At 52.9% G+C, this 19,654-nt stretch carries 19 protein-coding genes; 10 read left to right on the top strand and 9 right to left on the bottom strand.

What is annotated here, in order from left to right; all coding sequences use genetic code 11:
* Positions 1 to 299: 299 nt before the first annotated feature.
* From AYI96_RS08960 to AYI96_RS08950, 3 genes are all read left to right on the top strand, one after another.
* Positions 300 to 1,820, top strand: coding sequence for a flavocytochrome c (locus tag AYI96_RS08960; protein ID WP_071476352.1), 1,521 nt, complete (start codon positions 300 to 302; stop codon positions 1,818 to 1,820).
* 26 nt (positions 1,821 to 1,846) lie between these two features.
* On the top strand, positions 1,847 to 2,200 hold the full coding sequence (locus AYI96_RS08955) for a cytochrome c3 family protein (protein WP_039034718.1): 354 nt from the start codon (positions 1,847 to 1,849) through the stop codon (positions 2,198 to 2,200).
* Between the two features lie 266 nt (positions 2,201 to 2,466).
* A complete protein-coding gene (locus tag AYI96_RS08950; RefSeq protein ID WP_144361458.1) occupies positions 2,467 to 3,711 on the top strand; it encodes a hypothetical protein in 1,245 nt (414 codons plus the stop codon).
* A gap of 33 nt (positions 3,712 to 3,744) precedes the next feature.
* On the opposite strand, the gene AYI96_RS08945 is transcribed toward AYI96_RS08950, so the two are convergent.
* Positions 3,745 to 4,617 carry a LysR family transcriptional regulator gene (locus tag AYI96_RS08945; RefSeq protein ID WP_144361457.1) on the bottom strand — a complete coding sequence of 291 codons (873 nt, stop codon included), beginning with the start codon at positions 4,615 to 4,617 and terminating at the stop codon, positions 3,745 to 3,747.
* Between the two features lie 122 nt (positions 4,618 to 4,739).
* On the opposite strand from AYI96_RS08945, the gene AYI96_RS08940 reads away from it, so the two are divergent.
* The 4 genes from AYI96_RS08940 (at position 4,740) to AYI96_RS08925 (ending at position 7,553) form a co-directional block, all read left to right on the top strand.
* Positions 4,740 to 5,414: a TetR/AcrR family transcriptional regulator gene (locus tag AYI96_RS08940; RefSeq protein ID WP_039034716.1), complete on the top strand. Its 675-nt coding sequence runs from the start codon at positions 4,740 to 4,742 to the stop codon at positions 5,412 to 5,414.
* 407 nt (positions 5,415 to 5,821) lie between these two features.
* On the top strand, positions 5,822 to 6,112 hold the full coding sequence (locus tag AYI96_RS08935) for an ArsR/SmtB family transcription factor (protein WP_039034715.1): 291 nt from the start codon (positions 5,822 to 5,824) through the stop codon (positions 6,110 to 6,112).
* A 64-nt stretch (positions 6,113 to 6,176) separates the two neighbouring features.
* Entirely contained in the window at positions 6,177 to 6,431 is a 255-nt protein-coding gene (locus AYI96_RS08930) for a thioredoxin family protein (protein WP_071476355.1), read from the top strand.
* Positions 6,432 to 6,548: 117 nt separating this feature from the next.
* Positions 6,549 to 7,553: a permease gene (locus AYI96_RS08925; protein ID WP_039034713.1), complete on the top strand. Its 1,005-nt coding sequence runs from the start codon at positions 6,549 to 6,551 to the stop codon at positions 7,551 to 7,553.
* A 272-nt stretch (positions 7,554 to 7,825) separates the two neighbouring features.
* Here the strand turns inward: AYI96_RS08925 and AYI96_RS08920 are convergent, their stop codons facing one another.
* Complete coding sequence (locus tag AYI96_RS08920) at positions 7,826 to 9,193, bottom strand: ATP-binding protein (protein WP_039034711.1); 1,368 nt, start codon at positions 9,191 to 9,193, stop codon at positions 7,826 to 7,828.
* Positions 9,193 to 9,879 carry a response regulator gene (locus AYI96_RS08915; protein WP_039034710.1) on the bottom strand — a complete coding sequence of 229 codons (687 nt, stop codon included), beginning with the start codon at positions 9,877 to 9,879 and terminating at the stop codon, positions 9,193 to 9,195. The genes AYI96_RS08920 and AYI96_RS08915 overlap by 1 nt, the downstream gene beginning before the upstream one ends.
* A 208-nt stretch (positions 9,880 to 10,087) precedes the next feature.
* Between AYI96_RS08915 and AYI96_RS08910 the strand changes: the two genes are divergently transcribed.
* The 3 genes from AYI96_RS08910 to AYI96_RS08900 are packed head-to-tail and all read left to right on the top strand — an operon-like array spanning position 10,088 to position 11,892.
* Complete coding sequence (locus AYI96_RS08910) at positions 10,088 to 10,633, top strand: Spy/CpxP family protein refolding chaperone (RefSeq protein WP_071476356.1); 546 nt, start codon at positions 10,088 to 10,090, stop codon at positions 10,631 to 10,633.
* 45 nt (positions 10,634 to 10,678) lie between these two features.
* Positions 10,679 to 11,548, top strand: coding sequence for a cation diffusion facilitator family transporter (locus tag AYI96_RS08905; RefSeq protein WP_100143371.1), 870 nt, complete (start codon positions 10,679 to 10,681; stop codon positions 11,546 to 11,548).
* A gap of 11 nt (positions 11,549 to 11,559) precedes the next feature.
* On the top strand, positions 11,560 to 11,892 hold the full coding sequence (locus AYI96_RS08900) for a hypothetical protein (RefSeq protein ID WP_144361456.1): 333 nt from the start codon (positions 11,560 to 11,562) through the stop codon (positions 11,890 to 11,892).
* Positions 11,893 to 11,943: 51 nt separating this feature from the next.
* On the opposite strand, the gene glnG is transcribed toward AYI96_RS08900, so the two are convergent.
* The 6 genes from glnG to AYI96_RS08870 all read right to left on the bottom strand — a co-directional run bounded on the left by glnG (position 11,944) and on the right by AYI96_RS08870 (position 19,646).
* A complete protein-coding gene (gene glnG, locus AYI96_RS08895; RefSeq protein ID WP_093983933.1) occupies positions 11,944 to 13,347 on the bottom strand; it encodes a nitrogen regulation protein NR(I) in 1,404 nt (467 codons plus the stop codon).
* A gap of 16 nt (positions 13,348 to 13,363) precedes the next feature.
* On the bottom strand, positions 13,364 to 14,422 hold the full coding sequence (glnL, locus tag AYI96_RS08890) for a nitrogen regulation protein NR(II) (RefSeq protein WP_144361455.1): 1,059 nt from the start codon (positions 14,420 to 14,422) through the stop codon (positions 13,364 to 13,366).
* 115 nt (positions 14,423 to 14,537) lie between these two features.
* Positions 14,538 to 15,083 carry a DUF4124 domain-containing protein gene (locus tag AYI96_RS08885; RefSeq protein ID WP_144361454.1) on the bottom strand — a complete coding sequence of 182 codons (546 nt, stop codon included), beginning with the start codon at positions 15,081 to 15,083 and terminating at the stop codon, positions 14,538 to 14,540.
* A 71-nt stretch (positions 15,084 to 15,154) separates the two neighbouring features.
* Complete coding sequence (locus tag AYI96_RS08880) at positions 15,155 to 16,312, bottom strand: iron-containing alcohol dehydrogenase (RefSeq protein WP_144361453.1); 1,158 nt, start codon at positions 16,310 to 16,312, stop codon at positions 15,155 to 15,157.
* A 15-nt stretch (positions 16,313 to 16,327) separates the two neighbouring features.
* Positions 16,328 to 18,307 carry an FUSC family protein gene (locus AYI96_RS08875; protein WP_144361452.1) on the bottom strand — a complete coding sequence of 660 codons (1,980 nt, stop codon included), beginning with the start codon at positions 18,305 to 18,307 and terminating at the stop codon, positions 16,328 to 16,330.
* 106 nt (positions 18,308 to 18,413) lie between these two features.
* Positions 18,414 to 19,646, bottom strand: coding sequence for a cyanate transporter (locus tag AYI96_RS08870; RefSeq protein ID WP_039034702.1), 1,233 nt, complete (start codon positions 19,644 to 19,646; stop codon positions 18,414 to 18,416).
* Positions 19,647 to 19,654: the final 8 nt, after the last annotated feature.

Genomic DNA, 19,654 nt, shown 5'->3' with positions numbered 1-19,654 from the left:
TGCTTGGCTAACTTTGCCTTAGATTAGTTTTTGAGCTTGAGAAAGAGCCAAAGTCATAGCGGTTTATCAGTCGCTCTCATTTCCCCCCTGATTTCATGCCTGTCTTGTGGGCTGTGGCGAAGTTTGGAAACCGTTCCAAAGAATGTCACTTGTCCGGCTTTACAGTTAAAACCCAAGCCAGATGTCATTTTTAAATGTTGCCTTTTTGTTTAAAAAGCAACTGGCGCTTAACTCCCGTTTTGGAATTGATTCCACCCCTAAGATGCCAGTGTCGATTAAAACGAAAAAGGTGATGACAGATGAGCAAAGTAGATCTGCTGGGACGCCGTAACTTTATTAAGGGCGTTGGCGCCGCTGCCGGAGTTGCCGTGGCTGCTCCCGTATTGGCTGTATCGGAAAAAGCCACGGATGTGAGTTGGGATAAAGAAGTTGAAGTGCTGATTATCGGTTCAGGGTTTGCCGGTTTGGCAGCGGCCATTGAGGCGACCCGCAAAGGCGCCAAAGATGTGCATATCTTTGAAAAAATGCCTTATTTCGGTGGTAACTCTGCTATTAACGGTGGCTTGTTCGCCGCGCCGGGTACACCTATGCAGCAACAGGAAGGTGTCAAGGACTCAGTAGAACAGATGGTTGCCGATCAGTTGAAATCGGGCAGGGGTATCGCCGATGAGGAACTGCTGCGTCATGTGGCTTCACACGCGGTGGAAGCCTTGCAGATGACCCTGGATGCCGGCGCCGAATACCATCCTTACCTGCAACAATTGGGGGGGCACTCGGTTGCCCGTACTTATCAAACCGCGGTCAGTTGCGGTGCAGGTATTACCCAGCCTTTGTATAAAGAGTGCCAGCGGATAGGAGTCAAGACCCATAACCGCTCCAAGTTTGAGGGCTTTGTCCTCGGCAAGGATGGTCGCATCGAAGGGGTGAAGATGCGTCAGGGTTATTACTTCGGCGAAGAGGACTCTGGCAAGTTGGTGTATATCAAGTCCAAGCGCGGTGTCTTGATGGCAACCGGTGGCTTTGCCCAGAATATCGGCCTGCGAATGGCGCAGGATCCGACTCTGACCCATGAAGTGGGTTGTACCAATACTCCCGGCGCCACAGGTGAAGGTATGTTGGAGATGTTCCGTCTCGGCGCTGTGCCTGTGCATCTGGCACATATTCAGTCCGGGCCCTGGGCCTCCCCCGATGAGGGCGGTTTTGGTTATGTCTCCAACTATTCCATCTTCAACTTCCCTCATTCAATAGCGATTAACCGCATGACAGGTAAGCGCTTTATGAATGAAATTGCCGACCGCAAGACCCGAGCCGATGCCGAGTTGGCCTGTCGCGACGCCAAGGGAGAACCGCTGCCACCTATCTTGATCACCAGCTACAAGGACTCCAAACAGCACCCCAATACCGCCAAGGTGCTCAAATACAATGTGGGTTGGAAGTTTGACTCACTGGAGGCTCTGGCCAAACACTTTGAGGTGCCTTTGAAACCGCTTAAGGCACAAATCGAAGAGTACAACCGCTACGTCAAGAGCGGTGAAGACAAGCAGTTTGGCAAGAACATGACCAAGGCAAAAGATAAGTATATTGAAGCGCCTTTCACTGTGGTGCGTCTGTGGCCCAAGGTGCATTACTGCCAGGGCGGAGTCCAGGTGAACACCAAGGCTGAAGTCAAAGACAGCCTCACAGGTAAGCCGGTTGCCGGACTCTATGCCGCAGGGGAAGTGTGTGGCGGCATCCACGGCGTTAGCCGCCTGGGAAGCTGCTCTATCCCCGAATGTATGGTGATGGGTATGACTGCGGCCCGCAGCATGATGCAAGCCTGAATTGAACGGTGAGAGAGGACTCAATAATGAAGAAAGCAAACTTAGTATGGGCACTGCTGTTGGCAGGGCTAACTTCGGTATCGGTTCATGCCGTTCAGCAGCGCGATTATCATAAGGCAGTGATAGGCAAGGATTGCAAGGTATGTCACGACCAAGGGCTTAAGCAGTACCCTTCAGATGGTGCCTGCCTTAAGTGCCACGATGTCGATGAGCTGGCAAAAAAGACAGCCCGCAGTGGTGAGGAAAGATGGCAAAATCCTCATGACAACTTGCATTATGGTAAAGATCTGCCTTGTGTTGAGTGTCATGGTGAACACCAGCCTAAAAAACCTCTGTGCAGTAATTGCCATACCTTTAAATACGATAAACATAAGGAATAATGAAAGGGGTTATATGCTGCCTCAAGTTTCCTCCACCGGCAGCGTGACCCGTAAATATCTTTGATTAAAACAGTCCCTGCAATGGCTGTTTTAATTCTATGATAGGCTCACTTGATCACAAGTGGGCCTTTTTTGTTTGCTGGCTCACAACTCTTTTTCATTCTGTTATCTTTTTTGTTGCCTGTGTTCAGACAACATTTTTGGAATGGATTCCAAGTATATGCTTTGCCTGATATTTACTCGAAATATAATTGAGGTTCCAGGTGATGAATAAGAAACTAATATTAATTTCATTGCTGATTTCCAATACAGCGATGGCGGAAAAATTACCGGATTTTTTGGCCCCGGCTGATATTGAAAATGCAAGTTTTGTTTGTTTGGGTGAAACGCCAGAGTATTCCAAACAAGATCAAAAGTATGTCGATATTCTCTGGGATGAAACCTTGCGTTATTTAAATGGCTTTGCCCAGGCGCTTACCAATGGCGAGCAAGCTCATTGCCTGAACTCGGATGAGGCTATTTACGACACCAGTGCCGGCGGGCAAAAGTTCTGCGTAATGGAGCGCCGCGATATGCAGCTGATGGTGAAAAATATCTATCAGGTATTGCACAATCCCCAAAGTGCCAAAACTTGTTTCGGGGCTCGCCGTGATGTCAATTGGATCTACAGCCCAGGTGGGGAACTGGAGCAAAAATCCCCCGTGGCTCAGTGGGCGAAACGCATGAGCTTTAATGAATTCTTCAAGCAGAAAGTCACCAATAAACAGGTGCAAAAGCAGGGAAAAATCTTTACTGATAACTTCTATAAAATGGTCACAGGTGATGAGGTGAAGATGCCATCGGCTTTCCCCTATGACATCAGCGCCAACGCCTTGCCCAACCTGTGGGCCGCTGCCGGTTGGTTCCCCATGTATGCCGAAGAAAGCAAGCGCAATGACAAGAACTACAATAATGTTCGTGGCGGTTATGCTTATGCAGAGATCTTCGGTCACTGGGGACTACTGAGAATTGACAGCATCAATGGTGAGAAAGTCGGCGCCGAAGTAGGTATGACAGTACAGTCGGTCGATACTCTTTACCCGTTTCACAACCATGCCATTTCTGAAATGTACTACAACATGAGGCTGCCGGCTTGCACCAATCAGTTCAAGAGCCTGGCAATCAAAGCAGATTCACCTTTGTTGGAAACTGTAAAAGAGAATGACAAGATGCGCCGGGTCCGCTTCGATGCCGGGCAACCCAATGTCGATGCCATGTGGCTTTCCGGCAGCAGCGAACGCGATCCCCTGTTGTATTTTCACCAGAACACCATCCATGCCTTCGATGTTGATGGTAGCTGCGAAGCCAAGCCGGAAGAGAGAGCGATAGTCTCGGTTTGGGCCAGAAGCAATGCCCACGACAAACGCAATGACTATGGTACAACACTCTTGTGTGAATCAGCGCAGCAGCCGGGTACGCCGGCCAAAAAGGGCGAAACCATTCAGTGCGATCTGAGTAAGCTCAAGTGGTAGTTAATCAAGATGAAAGCCGGCATTAGCCGGCTTTCATCTTATTCTACGGTCGTGTTTCTGTTTTTTGAGATTGGCCTTCAACAGGGCGATGAGTTGATTGCAGGCTTCAGTCTGGCTCTTCGGATTGAGATAGAGAGATTCATTGAACACGGGCAAGGGAGGGAGATCATGCTCTATGGGATCGAGGATCTGCATCTTGTCGTTGATCCTGAATTCGGCAATCGGAGCTATGCTCAAATCATTTTCAACCGCCATGCACAAGGCTTGGGGAGAGGGGGTGGAAAGCAGCACATTGATGGGTCGCATTGACAGTTGGTGGTTGGCAAACACCTGAGCTCTGATGGGGCAGTTTTCCGGGTAAAGTGCCATGGGAATCGTTTCCCGTTTATGGGCACTGCCGTTCTTGGCGGCAACCCAATGAAAACGCCGTTCGAACAGGAGCTCTCCCTGCACTGGAGGCTGCCAATGGGTCGCCACTATCAGGTCGAATTCCCCTTGATGCAACCGCTTATACAGATTGCCGCTGACATCTGTGTCTATGACCAACTCAATACAGGTGAACTCACGAACAAATTCCAGCAGGCAGTTGTCCAGATAATAGGTAATATAATCAGTGGGAACGCCGAGGCGAATCACTTCGCGATTCTGGCAGTCTTTCAGCTCATCCAAGGCTTGGGTGTTGAGTTGCATCATCTTATAGGCGTAGTTGAGCAGGGTATTGCCGGATTCGGTCAGCACTACGCCTCGATTGTCTCGGAGCAACAAGGGTTGGCCGACACTTTCTTCCAGCTTTTTGATCTGTAAGCTTAATGCTGACGGGGTGCGGCAGACTTTTTCTGCAGCCTTGGATAAATTGCCGCATTCGGCCACAGCAATAAAACTCTCGAGCAATTCTATTTTTAACATTGGCTATTGGCGTGACTCATAATGGTATCAGTATTACTCAATATCGCAGTCGCATAAAGCTTGTTACTATTTTATTGTGAAGTTGGGAGAGTTTGTATTTAAGCTTTGCTCAGGAGTGGCCAATGGGAAAATGGGAACGACGAGGAAACTTTTTGGTTGAAGTGGCGCAACGTTGTTTAAGAGGACAGAAGACTTTCGGTTTATGTCGTTCTCATCTTGTTGAAGCCAGTCAAATATCCAAAGGCACTGTATATAATCATTTCACTACAGAAGCCGATCTCATGGTGGCAGTGGCTTGCAGTGAATATGAGTATTGGCTCAAGCAGGCCAAACAGGATGAAATACAATATAAAGACCCTCTGGAAAGGTTTATATTTCATCATTGTCAGCGGCTCTATGAAGTATTGTCGACAAATAAATTTGTCATTGAGCGGATAATGCCAAATCAAGCCCTGTTGCTATTGGCGACCGAGTTTTATCGGCATGGCTGTGAAAGACGTTTCGATGAATATATGCAGTGGAATGCCAAGACTATTTCCGCTGTGGGAGAGGTGCCAGGATTCGATCGGGTCGAGCTGGTGATGAGTTATCTGCGTGGCGCCATGATCAATACCGACGATGCCTGCAAGGCCCACGACGACCCGCAGCTCTATTACCAGTTCAGTTATGCGCTGATCCATCTGATGGGGCACTCAGATAAGCGCAGTCCCTCCAAACAACAGTTTGCCGCCTGGCTAAGCCGCCAACCCCGGCTTGAAGATGAGCCTGAAGGTCTCAGGCGTGTGGTAAATGGATGACGACCTCGATCCACCTTGGATACGATTGCTGGTCTGAATATGGCCGTTGTTAGTAAGGCTTATTTCTACCCATGACCCCTTGGCCTCGGCGCAGTTATTTACCTGGGCATGGCAGTAGCGAATGGCGTTGCGCAGCAGATTTTCAATCGTCAGCGACTCAAGCTTTGGGGCTATGGACTGTTCCAGCTCTTCCGGTATCAGGAAGTTAAGTTCCTTTTGCTCATCTCCGACCATCCCCTTTTGGCGTGCCAGGGCTAGCGCCAGTTCGTCTTATGGTGCTTGGATTGCCCCTGTCCCCTGGTTTTTTATTGGCAATGACGTGTTTTATTTCATAACTCCCTTGCTAAAAAGTGAGTTTATCGATTCACTATGGCACACAATGTGTTCTGTGTTGTGGAAGAGAATTTGTGGAACAACTAACCAAAACTAAAGCCGATATTTTCAAGGCCTTGGGACATCCAACGCGTCTATGGATAGTTGAACAACTTGCTGATGGCGAAAAATGTGTATGTGAATTTGTAGAGGCACTTGATGTTGATTTTTCAACGGTTTCCAAGCATCTATCCATACTTCGTACTAGGGGCATTGTCGGTATGGAAAAGCGTGGGAAGCAGATCTTCTATCATCTAGCTATGCCGTGTTTGCTTCATTCACTCAATTGTATTGATTGTTTACAGGATCACCAAATTCAGAAGTAGATCGCATTCCCGAAGTGGTTTCTTACCTATCATTTGGCTAAATAACCAAATGATGGGTGGTGTTATGTTTAAAATCAAAGTGTTAGGGTCTGGCTGTACTAAATGCCAAAAGCTGGCTGAAACTTGTTCTGCTGTGGCGGATTCTTTAGAGCTTGATTATCAGCTAGTTAAAGTTACAGATGTCGAAGAAATTATGGAGTACGGTGTGATGTCGACTCCGGCTTTGGTTATAGATGAACAAGTTAAGTTGACAGGTCGTCTTGCCAGTCCAGCGGAGATCAAGGCGTTAATGCTGGCACACATTGAATCTTCAGTGTAGAGCATAGCCAAGCCGGAATAAGCGGCTTCTTCTCCGGCTTTCCATCTAAGGAAGGTGCGAATAAGTCCTCGCGACACCTTTCCTAATAATGTAGCCACAGCTCAATGGTGGTAAATCATGATGCACCTCTTTTCTGACCTGGCGACTTGGATAACTTTTGGATTGTTAGGCATTCCTCCAGAGACCAAGCTGGCTGACGCAATACACTTTTTTATTGAAGATACCACTAAGATTTTCGCGTTGTTGATCCTGATGATTTATGTCATCGCCTTGGTGAGAGCTTCACTTAATGTTGAACGTGTTCGGGATTATTTAGCGGGTAAAAATCGTTTTGTCGGTTATTTTCTGGGAGCAAGTTTTGGTGCGGTGACCCCCTTTTGCTCTTGTTCAAGTATTCCGGTGTTTCTAGGTTTCACCTCCGCAGGTATTCCTGTCGGCATCACTATGGCATTTCTTATTACTTCACCCTTAATTAATGAGGTCGCCATTCTGCTGTTGGTAAGCTTATTGGGGTGGAAGTTTACGATGATTTATGTAGGTGTAGGTCTGTCTGTGGGTATACTTGCAGGGGCTTTCCTGGATGCTGTTCGTGCTGAGCGTTGGCTACAGTCCTTTGCAGCCAAGGCGTTTGAAAGAGGGAAATTACAGGCGGGTTTATCTAATAATCAACAAGAAGCATCGGCCCCACTGATGACTTTATCGGAACGACATCAATTTGCCAAAAGTGAAACCAAAGCGATTTTTTCTCGGGTATGGAAATGGGTCATTATCGGCGTTGGGCTTGGCGCGGCACTTCATGGGTTTGTTCCGGATGGTTGGATTGAAACTCACTTGGGTGATGGTCAATGGTGGTCTGTGCCTGTTGCTGTGTTAATAGGTATTCCGCTTTATTCCAATGCGACTGGGGTTATTCCTATTATGGAAAGCCTCATCATCAATGGTCTTCCTATAGGGACAACATTGGCTTTTTGTATGGCCACAGTTGCCGCCAGCTTCCCCGAATTTATCTTGCTTAAGCAGGTGATGCAATGGCGCTTGTTAGCGATTGTTTTTACGATTTTACTGATGTCATTCACCCTTATAGGGTGGGTTTTCAACGCAATTGGTCCTATGTTGGTCTAGCTCCAATATTAAAATATTGACTAAAGTAAAGCTGTGCTTTGTGCCATCTCTTTCAGAAGAGATGCTTTAGCGGGGGCGCAGTGCTTCACCTTGCGAGGAAGTGTTGCGACTGGCTTTTCAGGGGCGATTATGGGCCAGCCCCTCGTATTTTTGGCCCCCCTAATAATCATTATCTGCAGAGATAGATGTTTAATGGTTATGCAGTCACATATCAACATGATTGAGCACAATGTATGCCGCCAATCCTCTTTGGAAGGTGAGCCCGAGGGGGCTCAGGCGTGTGGCAAATGGATGACGACCTCGAGCCCACCTTGGGCGCGATTGCTTGCCAGAATATGGCCACCGTGGGCTTGCACTGCGGCATCGGCAATGGCCAGCCCCAGACCCCAACCGCCACTCTCTCTTTCCCTGGCTGAATGCGGTCGATAGAAGGGCTTGAAAATAGCCTCCAACTCAGATTCCTCAATACCCGGGCCGTCGTCAGTAATGCTTATCTCTACCCATGGCCCCTTGGTCTCGGCGCAGATATTTACCTGGGCATGGCAGTAGCGAATGGCGTTGCGCAGTAGGTTTTCAATCGCCCGCGACAGCGGTCTTGGGTAGATGGGCAACTCCAGTTCTTCCGGTATCAGGATGCAGAGCTCTTTTTGTTGCTGTTCGGCTTCAAATTCGGCATCGTCCAGTACCTGGCTCAATGATTCGGCCAAGCCTACTTTCAGTTTGTTGTCCTGTGCCTTGAGTTTCACCCGGGAAAGTTCCAGCAGCTCGGCAATCATTTTTTCCAGTTGGTCGGCCTCGTAGGCGATACGTTCGGCTTCATCTCCGGCCATACCCTTCTTGCGCGCCAGAGCCAGTGCCAATTGCAGTCTGGTCAACGGAGTTCGCAGCTCATGGGAGATGTCGCTTATCAGTCGCTGCTGATTATTGACCATGGTTTCGATGGCGGCCGCCATGCTGTTAAAGGCCTGGGCCAGTTCGCCGATTTCGTCGTGGCGTCCGGCAGTGGCATCGTCGACCCGGCTGTTCAATTGTCCCAGCGCCAGGGCGTTGGCGCTTTGTTTCAACGAACGCAGCGGCTTGCCCAGGTGCCAGGCCAACAAACCACAGAGCAATCCTGAAAGCAGAATCGCCAGCGACAATGTCAATAACTTGTGTTCAATAAAGAAAAAGAACCAGGGCATGGGGTGGTGATCCGGCAACCGGCCATAAAGGGCATAGGGAGTGCCGTTAACCTTAAAATCGAATGGGCCGAATATCAGTTCATCGCGAAACTGGTGTGAAATTGGCGCGTTGGCTTCCTCCGCCATCAACATAAAGCGGCGCATGCCTTTGGACACTCTGTGAGTGTTGATTATCTGTCCCTGCTCATTGACCAGATAGATGCGAATTGGCTTGCCTTCCATGCTGCGTCTGCGCTCCCAATGGTGCAGAAAGCGGCCATTCAACTTGGCCGGTTCCTGTTGCAGCTCATCGGCGACCTGAGACAAGACCTCCCGCAGTTTAGGCGGCATTGGGGCCCTGTCATGGTTTTGCTGCAGCAGCGGCAGCATGCCAACAGCAAGAATGATCAGGCTGCTGCAGAGCCAAAAGCCCAGCAGCAGTTTGATAAAGAGGCGATTGGGCAGGGAAAATGATTTCATCAGGGGATCCAGATATAACCTTTGCCACGTATGGTCTTGACCCTGGGGCGACCGTCGCTGCGTTCCGGCAGTTTCTTGCGTAGGTTGGAAAGGTGCATGTCCAGGCTGCGATCAAAGGGCATCAACTTTTTGCCCAGCACGGTTTCGCTCAGCTCATCTTTGCTGATCAGTTCGCCGGCCTGATTGGCCAGGGTATAGAGCAGGCTGAACTCAGTACCGGTCAGCAGCAGTAACTGTTCATTGCAATAGGCTTCCTGACGGGCAGAGTCCAGGCTGAGATCGCCTATGGTTTGAATACCGCTCTGGGGAATGTCCTGCGGGGTGATATTGGCACGGCGTATGATGGCGCGGATCCTGGCAACCAGTTCCCTGTCATTGAAAGGCTTGGGCAGATAGTCGTCTGCGCCTATCTCCAGGCCAACCACTCTGTCTATCTCATCACCGCGGGCGGTAAGCATAAGCACAGGGGTTTGTTTCTTGCCACGCAGCTCCCTGAGCACTTCGAAGCCGTTGAGCTTGGGCAGCATCACATCCAATAGGATCAGGTCGTAATCATTGGCAATCGCCAGTTCCAGGCCGCTCTGACCATCATGGGCCAGTGTCAGCTCAAAGCCTTCCAGCTCCAGCAATTGCCCCAAGAGTTCTGCCAGGCCCAGGTCATCGTCTATCAATAAAATCCGGCTCATTTATACGCCTCACACAATTTCTCTCTGCCGAGTATACCCGCTTTTGAGTCAACTGCGGTTTAGCTGTGTAAGTCTGGGTAAAGATACGGATCTTCAACCCGGATAACCAAGCTTTACAGTGCTTTACTCAGTTTGAACCCACACTTACACATAGAGGACTAGACTGGAAGACGTCAAATACTTCCCGACCGAGAACGAGGATATCCATATGAAGACTTCAATCAAAGCAAGCTTGCTGGCCCTGATCGCCGGCACCACTCTGATGGCTGGTGCGGTACAAGCCGGTGACGGCTACGGCGATTGTCCGCACCGTGACGGCGACCGTGGTTATCACCACATGAAGGGCGAGCGTGGCTACCATCACATGAAGGGTGAGCGCGGCTATCACCACCACATGAAAGGTGACAAGGGCCATTTTGGCATGTATGGCCTGCGAGGTCTGGATCTGACCGACGCCCAGAAAACAGAGATCCAGGCGTTGATGGAACAACACAGAAGCAGCATGTCACGTCCTGACAAGGAAACCCGAGCAGCACACAGAGCCGAAATGCAGGCACTGATGACCTCAGGCAACTTCGATGAAGCCAAGGCCAAAAAGATTATCGAGCAGCGTCAGCAAGTGCGTGAACAACATATGTTGGAGCGCATGAAGTTACACAATCAAATTTATAATTTGCTGACACCTGAACAGCAAGCGAAATTCAAAGAAGGTCCTTACCGTTGTGGTGATTGTTTCGGGCCAGCGGCAAATTAAATCTGCTACTATGGGCTCAGTGACTCCCGACCGCTGAGCCCTTGAATGACACCGACTTCCCGCTACGAGTTTTGGGTTAAATTGGCGAGCCGCGCCGCAGTGGCGACCGCGATTACCCTGATCCTGATAAAACTGGCTGCCTGGCTCTGGTCCGGGTCTGCCAGTATGTTGGCTTCCCTGACCGACTCCTTTGCCGATGCCCTGGCATCCATAGTTAACTTTATTGCCATTCGCTATGCCCTGGTCCCTGCCGATCAGGAGCACAGGTATGGTCACGGCAAGGCTGAGCCTCTGGCATCTTTGGCGCAATCGGCCTTTATTATGGGGACGGCATTCCTGCTGCTGTTTCACGGCGGCGAGCGCCTGGTCAATCCCATGCCTTTGACCCATGCCACTCTAGGTATTGTGGTATCCATTATCGCCATGGTGTTGACCTTGGCTTTGGTATTACTGCAAAAACGGGCCTTGGCGGCCACCAAGAGCACAGTGGTCGAAGCCGATGCCCTGCACTATAAGTCAGATCTGTTTCTCAATGGCGCCGTGCTGTTGGCGCTGATTTTGGCGCAATATGGCTGGTGGTGGGCTGACGGCCTGTTCGCGGTATTGATCGCCCTCTACATAGGTCAACAGGCCTGGTCGCTGGGGTATCGCTCGATTCAGGCCTTGCTCGATAGGGAGCTGGATGATGAAACCCGGCTGCGCATTCGGCAATTGGCCGAGCAGGATACTCAAGTGCGTGGCATTCATGACCTGCGTACCCGTCAGGCGGGCAAGACCACCTTTATTCAACTGCATCTGGAGTTGGACAAAGAGCTGAGCCTGCAACAGGCCCACGATATTGCCGTGGCCACAGGCGAGCGGATCCGCGCCGACTTTGACCATGCCGAGGTGATTATTCACCAGGATCCTGTGTAGCGGGCACTGTCATGGCATGGATGCAACAACAGAGGTTGAATCTCGAAGGGGGTGAACTGCACTGTCGGTATTATCCATTAAGCAGTCGTCTGGAACTTGAATGGCAGGGGCAACAGTGTTTTTGTCAGAGCCTCTATGGTTTGCCAAGACGGCAAACCATAGTCTTGAATGGTCAAGACTACCGGCTGGAGATCATCTCTTTACCGCTTTGGCGCGCCGAGTTGATTGCAGCCGATGGTTCCAGTTGGCTACTCTTGCCTGATCGCAGACGCAGGGGACTGATCCGTTGGGGCTATTCCCTGAGTTTGGCGGCACTGCGTCTGGGCGCCAAAATCCTCTCTTAATAACCTGCACCCTTGGGCTTATTTGGGTCATGTCCCCATCTTTATGAGGTTTCAGTCCATCGCCAGTTCTTTGAGCTTGCGGGTCAGGGTGTTGCGGCCCCATCCCAGGCGTTTGGCGGCTTCCTGTTTGTGGCCCTGGGTATGCTCCAGCGCGGTTTCCAGCAAGATGCGCTCAAACGCGGGTTGGATTTCGGTCAGCAGATCGCTCTCGCCCTGTGACAGGCGCATATCCAGCCACAATTTGAGGGCGTTTTGCCAATCCTGGGACGGGTTTGCACTGCCTTGAGGTGCCTTGGGCTCCTTGAACAGCTCAGGCGGCAGATCCTGAGGGATAATTTCCTGGCCTGAAGCCATCACGGTCAACCAGCGGCAGGTGTTTTCCAACTGGCGCACGTTGCCGGGCCAGGGTAGTTGCTGCAGCTTGGCAGCGGTTTCCGGGGTGAGTATTTTGGCCTCTACCCCTATCTCTTTGGCGGCACTGGCCAGGAAATGGCGTGCCAACTGCGGAATATCTTCCCGCCGCTGCGACAGCGGTGGCAGATGAACTCGAATCACGTTCAGGCGGTGGAACAAGTCTTCCCGAAAGCCCCCCTTGAGTACCAGTTGTTCCAGGTCCTGATGGGTTGCGGCAATAATCCTGACATCGACCTGCACCGGAGAGTGGCCGCCGACCCGATAGAATTGGCCATCGGCCAGTACCCGCAACAGCCGGGTCTGTACGTCCAGTGGCATATCGCCTATCTCATCGAGAAACAGAGTGCCGCCATTGGCCTGCTCAAACCGCCCCTGACGCACACTGGCGGCGCCGGTGAAGGCACCTTTTTCGTGGCCGAACAGCTCGGATTCGATCAGCTCCTTGGGGATGGCCGCCATATTGAGGGCGATAAAGGGTTTGTCTTTGCGTGGGCTGTGTTTGTGCAGTGCCCCGGCAACCAACTCTTTACCCGTACCGGACTGACCGTTGATCAGCACACTGATCGATGAGCGCGACAAACGGCCTATGGCGCGAAACACCTCCTGCATTGCGGGGGCTTCGCCGATGATCTCCGGTGCCTTGACCTGAGGCTCGGCCGCTGCAGGAGCCTGCTCTGTGGCATGGTTGAGCGCCCGCTCCACCAGGGCAATCGCCTCATCTATGTCGAAGGGCTTGGGCAGATACTCGAACGCCCCGGCCTGATAGGCGCTGACGGCACTGTCGAGATCTGAATGGGCCGTCATTATGATCACCGGGATATGGGGATAATGCAGGCCGATACGTTCCAGCAGGGTCAGGCCATCGGTCCCCGGCATGCGGATATCCGAGACTATGACCTTGGGCTGGGAGATTTCCAGCGCCTGCCACAGTGACTCGGCGGCGGCAAAGCTGGCGCAGCTGAGTTTGGCACCTTGCAGTGCCCGTTCCAGCACCCAACGAATTGAACTGTCATCATCGAGGATCCAAACCTGTTCACTCATATTGTTTCCTCTCTTGTTAGCCGCTGTGGTTGTTGATCGGTAATGTCAGGCTGAACTCTGTGTGCCCCGGGGCCGAATCGCAGTCGATACGGCCGCCGTGGAGCCTGGCAATATTGTGGGCGATGGATAGCCCCAGGCCGTTACCGTCCTTACGGCCTGTGACCATGGGGTAAAACAGGGTATCCACCAGTTCCGGGGCGATACCCGGGCCGTTGTCTATGATTGACAGCACCAACACCAACTTGTGTCTCTGGTTACCTATGGTGACCTGATGGGCGGTGCGGGTGCGGATCATGATATCGCCGCTCTGATGCTCCAAGGCTTGTACTGCATTTTGCACTATGTTGAGGATTGCCTGTTGCAGTTGATCTTCATCCATAGGCAAGTCTGGAATGGATGGGTCGTAATCCTGACGCAGATGTATCTGTTGCGGCAGGGTCACACTCACCAGATTGATCACCTTTTGCAGCACCAGATGTATGTTCTGCAGCTTGTGCTGCGATGGTTTCTGTGGCCCCAGCAATCGGTCTACCAGGGCGCGCAGCCTGTCGGCCTGCTCTATGATGAGTGTGGTGAACTCCTTGAGCTGCGGCTCGCTAAGCTCGCGGGACAACAGCTGCGCCGCACCGCGCAGTCCACCCAGCGGGTTTTTGATCTCATGGGCCAGGTTGCGCACCAGATATTGGGCCGCCTGCTGCTGGGCATCCAGAGTCAACTGCTGGTGAATACGCCGCTGCTGATCCACCTGCCTGAGTTCCAACAGGCTCAAGGGCTTGAGCTGTTCTCCCTGCTCCAGAGGGATTAGTGTCATATCTACAGTGTGGTGCTGGCCATCCAGGCTGATGAGTTGGGCGGTATTGACCGTCAGCCCCTGACGTTCCAGCACTGCGCTTTGCAGTACCCTGGGTTCAACCCCTATGGCATGCAGATGCTCTGTCAGTACCTGCTCCTGCAACCTGTGGCGGGAGACGCCCAGCAACTGCTCGGCAGCGGCGTTGGCATAGCTGGGGAGCAGGTCACTGTCGATGACCAGAACGGCAGTTGCCAGATGATTGAGCAGGATATTTGTGTCCATAGAGTTTCCCATAGCAGGATTGCACCATAATGGTGCACCAATTCGGTGCAGGCCGCAAGCCAACAACTCTGTGGACTAACTCGAAATGCAAAGTAGCTAATTCATTGAAATAAAATTAGTTACTTGGCTTGGGGCCCTTCCCGGGAGCCGGGAAGGCGGGTTGCATCAGTCCGGCTTGGTGCAGAAAAATGGTTATGGGACTACTGGATGCAAGGACTTTGCCGTTTTGTTGCACCGCCTTGAGTTGCAGCGTGTGTTCGCCGCGGTCGATGTCCTTGAGCTGGAAGAGATTGCTGCGCTGAGCATCGCTGGTGGAGATGCCATCTATGTAGAGTTGCAGAAAATGACCCGATGCCAGCTCCGGCTCTACTTCTACCTGAACCTGAAAATCACCGGCGTTATCGCGAATGGTTTCTTCATGCTGTGGTGAAAGTATCTTCAACCCATAGCCGACCTGTTCCACTTCTCTGGGATCGGGCAGAGCTTTAGGCGTTTCCAGGCTTATTTGATTCTGGGTCTTGTCGGTGAATTCCACTGCCTGGGCTTGGGGGGTGGGTTCATCACTGTAATGCACCTTGCCATCTTTATCGACCCACTTATAGACAGTCGCCTGGGCAACCAGCGACAGCAGTGCCAGGCTGATTATCATCAGAGTACGCATAAAGACTTCCCTTGTTATGCAGTTGTGAACTTGTTTCAGATTAGCCTGTTTATTGGCAAAAATCACTGCCTTTAAAGGCTGGCCTGAAAAACCTGTCGGCTCAGCTCAAGGTCGACCCGGCCGTCTTCCCCCAGTTGGGTCAGGCCCTGGCGCTCAAGGTTTTCCAGCAGCGGCGTTATGGCCTCGTGGCCTATGCCATAGTCACTGAGGTGAGTCTTGATTCCCATGGATTCAAAGAACAGCCGGGTTTGCTCTATGGCTGCATCTATGCGTTGTTCTTCGCTGCCGTCGCTGAGTTGCCAGACCCGTTCGGCATACTGCAGCAGCTTGGCGTGTTTGGTGGCTTTTCTCAGGCGCAGCATGGCCGGCAGCAGTATGGCGAGGGTCACGGCATGATCCAGGCCGTGGCGCACCGTCAGTTCGTGACCCAGCTTATGGGTCGACCAGTCTTGCGGAACACCGGCGCCGATCAGGCCGTTGAGCGCCATGGTGGCGCTGAACATGATATTGGCGCGCACCCGATAGTTTTCGGGCTCTGCCAGCGCCTTGGGGCCTTCCTCTATCAGAGTGAGCAGCAGGCCTTCGGCAAACCTGTCCTGTACCTTGGCGTCGACCGGGTAAGTCAGGTACTGCTCGGTCACGTGCACAAAGGCATCCACCACGCCGTTGGCAACCTGTGGTTGTGGCAAGCTGAAACTCAGTTGTGGTGCCAGCACAGAGAAGCGGGGAAACACCGAGGGATGACGAAAGGAGCGCTTGAGGCCAAGAGTGCTATTGCTGATCACCGCGCAGTTATTCATCTCTGAGCCCGTGGCCGGCAGGGTCAGCACAGTACCGAGCGGCAGAGCTTGGTTAATGTGGCGACCGTCGGTTTCCAGTATCTCCCAGGGCTCTCCCTGATAGGGCACGGCGGCGGCAATAAACTTGCCCGCATCTATGATGGAACCGCCGCCGATGGCGAGAATAAAGTCCAGCTTTTGTTGCCTTATCTGCTCTACCGCCTGCAACAGCTGGTGGTACTCGGGGTTGGGGCTAATGCCGCCGAACTCGGCGCAGACACGTTGACCCAATACTAGGCCGACTTGGGTCAGGGTGCCATTGCGTTTGGCGCTTTGGCCGCCGTAGAGCAAGAGCACTCTGGCATCATTGGGCACCAGAGTGTCCAACTGCTCCAGGCTGCTACGGCCAAAGAGCAGGCGGGTTGGATTGTAAAATTCAAAATCGTACATCTTGTTGGACTCCTGTCAGCCGTGAGTATTGCCACCTAGGGCGTAGGGACGTTGCCAGTCAAGCCAGGCATAGAGATGGGCGATATCCTGCATTACCCAAGTGGGAATCGCTTCAGCTTGTTTGGCTGACAGCTGCGTAGGTGCATCTGTTGAATTGGGCGCTGGCCCGGACTCGGCTTGATGCATCTCTGTTGCCAAAAAGCGCTGGCGAAACAGCTGGGGCCAGGCCGCCAACTGTTGCTCTGCCAAATGCAGCGGCGGCTTTTGCTGCTGGCGTGCCACCAACACCAGGGTGCAGTGCAGCGTCAGCCCAAGCCAGAGAAAACTCTGCCAGTCCAGCAGCTCCCGCTGGCCAGTGTTGGGCTCGAGCTTCAAAAAGCCGACTTCTTGCCCCAGTTGCCTCAGCGCCGCATGGGCTTGCCAGCGCAGGGCGTTGTCGGCTTTACCTGTATTGATACTGGCAAGCCAAGCCCGTTCCAGCTCGATAAAGTGGCACACATAGCTGTCGAGCCAGCGCCGGGTCCAACTGGGAATAAACAGATGCATCGCCAGAAATGCCATCAGGGCGCCGGTAAAGGTGTCCAGCGCCCGGTAGAAGGCGATATAGGGGTCGCTTGGCAACAACAGGGTGATGGCAAACACCATCAGCATGGTGAGCCAGAATACATGGATCTCGTATCTGGCCTTGTAAAAAGTGGCAAAGGCCAGAAAGGCACTCAGGCAGGTGGCCGGTAATAACCAGCTACCGGCGCCCAGATACCAGATAAGCCCCAGTGCCAACACAGAGCCGAGCACTGTGCCATAGAAGCGGCTCCAGATCCTGGCCTGCAACTGCCCGAGCGGTGCTACCATCAGCACTATGTAGGCGGTGAGCGTCACCCAATACCCCTGCGGCAGTTGCAGTAGTTCCACCACTGCCTGACAACACAGCAGAGTGAACAGAATTCTCAGGCCGTGGTGCCATTCCCGCGAGTGTTTCACCAAGGCCTTGCGCCATTGATTGCGAACGCTTTGGGCATCGGAAGGCCAGATAAGCTCCAGGCGCTCGCGCCAGTCGGCTGCCAGCGGTCTTTGGGGATCCAGCGCCAAGGCCAGGCGGTTGGCGGCATCCAATAGCAGAGGTTGCGGCTTGTCACCCAAGGGCGGCGGCGTCGGCTTGATGCCTTTTTCCCTGTGGGTCTTGAGTTCGTTGGCAAAATTGGCCAAATACTGCTGCAGTGCCGGGTTGGCGGCATCATTTTGTTGCAGCCTGCCTATGCTCTCCAGAGTTTCTATCAGGATAAGATTCGACTCCAGTTGCCAGGCGATGTGTTGCACCTCGGCTTTATCCGGCATTTCCAGCAGCCAGTGGGCCAGTACGGCGATGGCATCATCGAGCTGTTCCCGCAAGGCTAGACGCTGGCCGACATTGGCGGCGTCCGAGTGGCTGAGTATATTGCACCAGAAGCCGAATTTGCGCTGCACACTGGCCAGCAGCTGTTCGCCTTGACGTATCGCCATCCAGGGCCCGGCGACGACGGCGCTGATGACTGCCAACCAGCTGCCGAACAGGCTGGAGAGCAACAACATCTTCCAGTCGGTACCCGACTCCAGCAGGTGCAGGCCGCAGATCAGGCAAAAGCCGGCGTTGTAGGTCAGCAGCTGAATGTATTTTCTTTGGTTTGAGCTGAGGCCATATAACAGGCCTATGGCGCCGAGTACGCTGATCCCCAGCCAAGGATGGATCAGGCTCAGCAAGGCCAGAGCGCTGCTGATACAGCAAAGGAGTGCCGACTTGCTCAGCAGCCCGGCTCGTTTGGGATAAGCCAGGTTGCGTCCCTGGACGCCGACCAGCCAGGCACAGATCAGGGCGTTGACGCCGCTGGCACTGTCGCCGAGAAACGAAAACAGCAACAGGCCCGCCATCATGGGCAGCCCTATGCGTAAGCCTTCAGGAAGATCGGCACGATCAGGCAGCCATTGCAGCAGGCGCTGGAATAGATAGGATAGATTCACGTTACTTTGCTTTGACAGCAGAATGGTACAAGAGGGACACCATTCTACCTCATTTGAGTCTGCTTGAGTGCCGGGCGGTTAACAATTTTCCACCCGGCAAATCGATTCACTGGGCCAACAGGGCGAAGTGCTGACTGTGGCGCTTGGGATCAAAGCGCCAGGCAATGGCCAGCATGCCCATAGACACAGCCGCGAGCAGCAACCAGGAAAGCGTGAAGCTGCTGGAGCTGTCCTTGAGATAACCCGCCAGCAGAGGCGACAGGGATGCCAGCAGGTAACCTATCCCCTGAACAAAGGCCGTCAGTTGTCCCGCCTGACTGTAGTCGTCCAGATGGTCCAAAGTGACAATCAGACTCAAGGGGAAGAGGCCACCAATGCCTATTCCCAGCAGCGCAGCCCATAACCAGGGCAGGGCCAGTGGCATCAACGCCAGCCCGATAAAACCGCCAATTGTAGACAGGAGTAACAGCCATAGCAGTGGCCTTCTGTCATGACTGCGAGCCGCAAGCGTCGGCAGCAACAGGCCTGCGACCACTTCCATCAGCGTCAGAAACGCCAGCAATAGCCCTGCCTGAGTGGCTTGCCAACCCAAGTCGATAAAGAAGGGCGCCAACCAAGCGAGCACACAGGTATAGGATGCTGTGCTCAGGCCAAAGAAAAGCCCCAACAGCCAGGCCCTGGGAATGCGGCTAAAGCTGCCTATGCCCACACTTGGGCTAACTCCCGGTTTTCCTGAAGTCTTCTTTGCTGCTGCCTTGTTGAAGCCCAGGGGGTGCAGGCCGTGTTTGCCCCAGAACCAAAATAGCATCGCCGGCAGACTCAACAGAGCCCAGAAGGCCAGCGCCGACTGCCAATGACCAAACCTGTGCTCAAGCCAAGGGCTAATGGCAGCAGCCAGGGCCGCTCCACCCATGATGGCGGTTACGTAAATCCCCATGTAACGCTCAATATGCTGGCTATAGCTGCGCTTGATCATTCCGGGCAGCAGCGCCTGAATAAGGGCGATACCTAAGCCGGCAATGATTGCGGTCAGTAGCAGTTGCAGGCCGCTGCCGGCCCAGAGCCGAGCCAGGTTAGCCAAGCCAATCAGTAGCAGCGACAGTAGCAGGGTTTGGCGCTCTCCCAGTCTGGCGGCCAGCTTGGCACCGATAAACATAGCGACTCCCATGGTCATCACGGGCAGCATGGTCAGCAGTGCCAAGGAACTGTAACTGAGGGGCAAGGAAGTCCGGATAGCCTCCAGCAGTGGGCCTATGGCCGCCATACTGGGGCGCAGGTTGAGGCCGAGAATAATTAAGGTCAGGATCAGCCACACAGGCTGCCATTTTGATGAGCTCATAGTCCATT

It is taken from the genome of Shewanella sp. MSW, from assembly GCF_007636515.1.
GTDB classification, from domain to species: Bacteria; Pseudomonadota; Gammaproteobacteria; order Enterobacterales; family Shewanellaceae; genus Shewanella; species Shewanella indica.
This window is presented reverse-complemented; position numbering and strand designations above follow the sequence as displayed.

Excerpts from the sequence above, each read along its gene's own strand:
- AYI96_RS08960 (WP_071476352.1), top strand. The coding sequence starts at position 300 with ATGAGCAAAGTAGATCTGCTGGGACGCCGTAACTTTATTAAGGGCGTT.
- AYI96_RS08955 (WP_039034718.1), top strand. The coding sequence starts at position 1,847 with ATGAAGAAAGCAAACTTAGTATGGGCACTGCTGTTGGCAGGGCTAACT.
- AYI96_RS08950 (WP_144361458.1), top strand. The coding sequence starts at position 2,467 with ATGAATAAGAAACTAATATTAATTTCATTGCTGATTTCCAATACAGCG.
- AYI96_RS08945 (WP_144361457.1), bottom strand. The coding sequence starts at position 4,617 with ATGTTAAAAATAGAATTGCTCGAGAGTTTTATTGCTGTGGCCGAATGC.
- AYI96_RS08940 (WP_039034716.1), top strand. The coding sequence starts at position 4,740 with ATGGGAAAATGGGAACGACGAGGAAACTTTTTGGTTGAAGTGGCGCAA.
- AYI96_RS08930 (WP_071476355.1), top strand. The coding sequence starts at position 6,177 with ATGTTTAAAATCAAAGTGTTAGGGTCTGGCTGTACTAAATGCCAAAAG.
- AYI96_RS08925 (WP_039034713.1), top strand. The coding sequence starts at position 6,549 with ATGATGCACCTCTTTTCTGACCTGGCGACTTGGATAACTTTTGGATTG.
- AYI96_RS08920 (WP_039034711.1), bottom strand. The coding sequence starts at position 9,193 with ATGAAATCATTTTCCCTGCCCAATCGCCTCTTTATCAAACTGCTGCTG.
- AYI96_RS08915 (WP_039034710.1), bottom strand. The coding sequence starts at position 9,879 with ATGAGCCGGATTTTATTGATAGACGATGACCTGGGCCTGGCAGAACTC.
- AYI96_RS08910 (WP_071476356.1), top strand. The coding sequence starts at position 10,088 with ATGAAGACTTCAATCAAAGCAAGCTTGCTGGCCCTGATCGCCGGCACC.
- AYI96_RS08905 (WP_100143371.1), top strand. The coding sequence starts at position 10,679 with ATGACACCGACTTCCCGCTACGAGTTTTGGGTTAAATTGGCGAGCCGC.
- AYI96_RS08900 (WP_144361456.1), top strand. The coding sequence starts at position 11,560 with ATGGCATGGATGCAACAACAGAGGTTGAATCTCGAAGGGGGTGAACTG.
- glnG (WP_093983933.1), bottom strand. The coding sequence starts at position 13,347 with ATGAGTGAACAGGTTTGGATCCTCGATGATGACAGTTCAATTCGTTGG.
- glnL (WP_144361455.1), bottom strand. The coding sequence starts at position 14,422 with ATGGACACAAATATCCTGCTCAATCATCTGGCAACTGCCGTTCTGGTC.
- AYI96_RS08885 (WP_144361454.1), bottom strand. The coding sequence starts at position 15,083 with ATGCGTACTCTGATGATAATCAGCCTGGCACTGCTGTCGCTGGTTGCC.
- AYI96_RS08880 (WP_144361453.1), bottom strand. The coding sequence starts at position 16,312 with ATGTACGATTTTGAATTTTACAATCCAACCCGCCTGCTCTTTGGCCGT.
- AYI96_RS08870 (WP_039034702.1), bottom strand. The coding sequence starts at position 19,646 with ATGAGCTCATCAAAATGGCAGCCTGTGTGGCTGATCCTGACCTTAATT.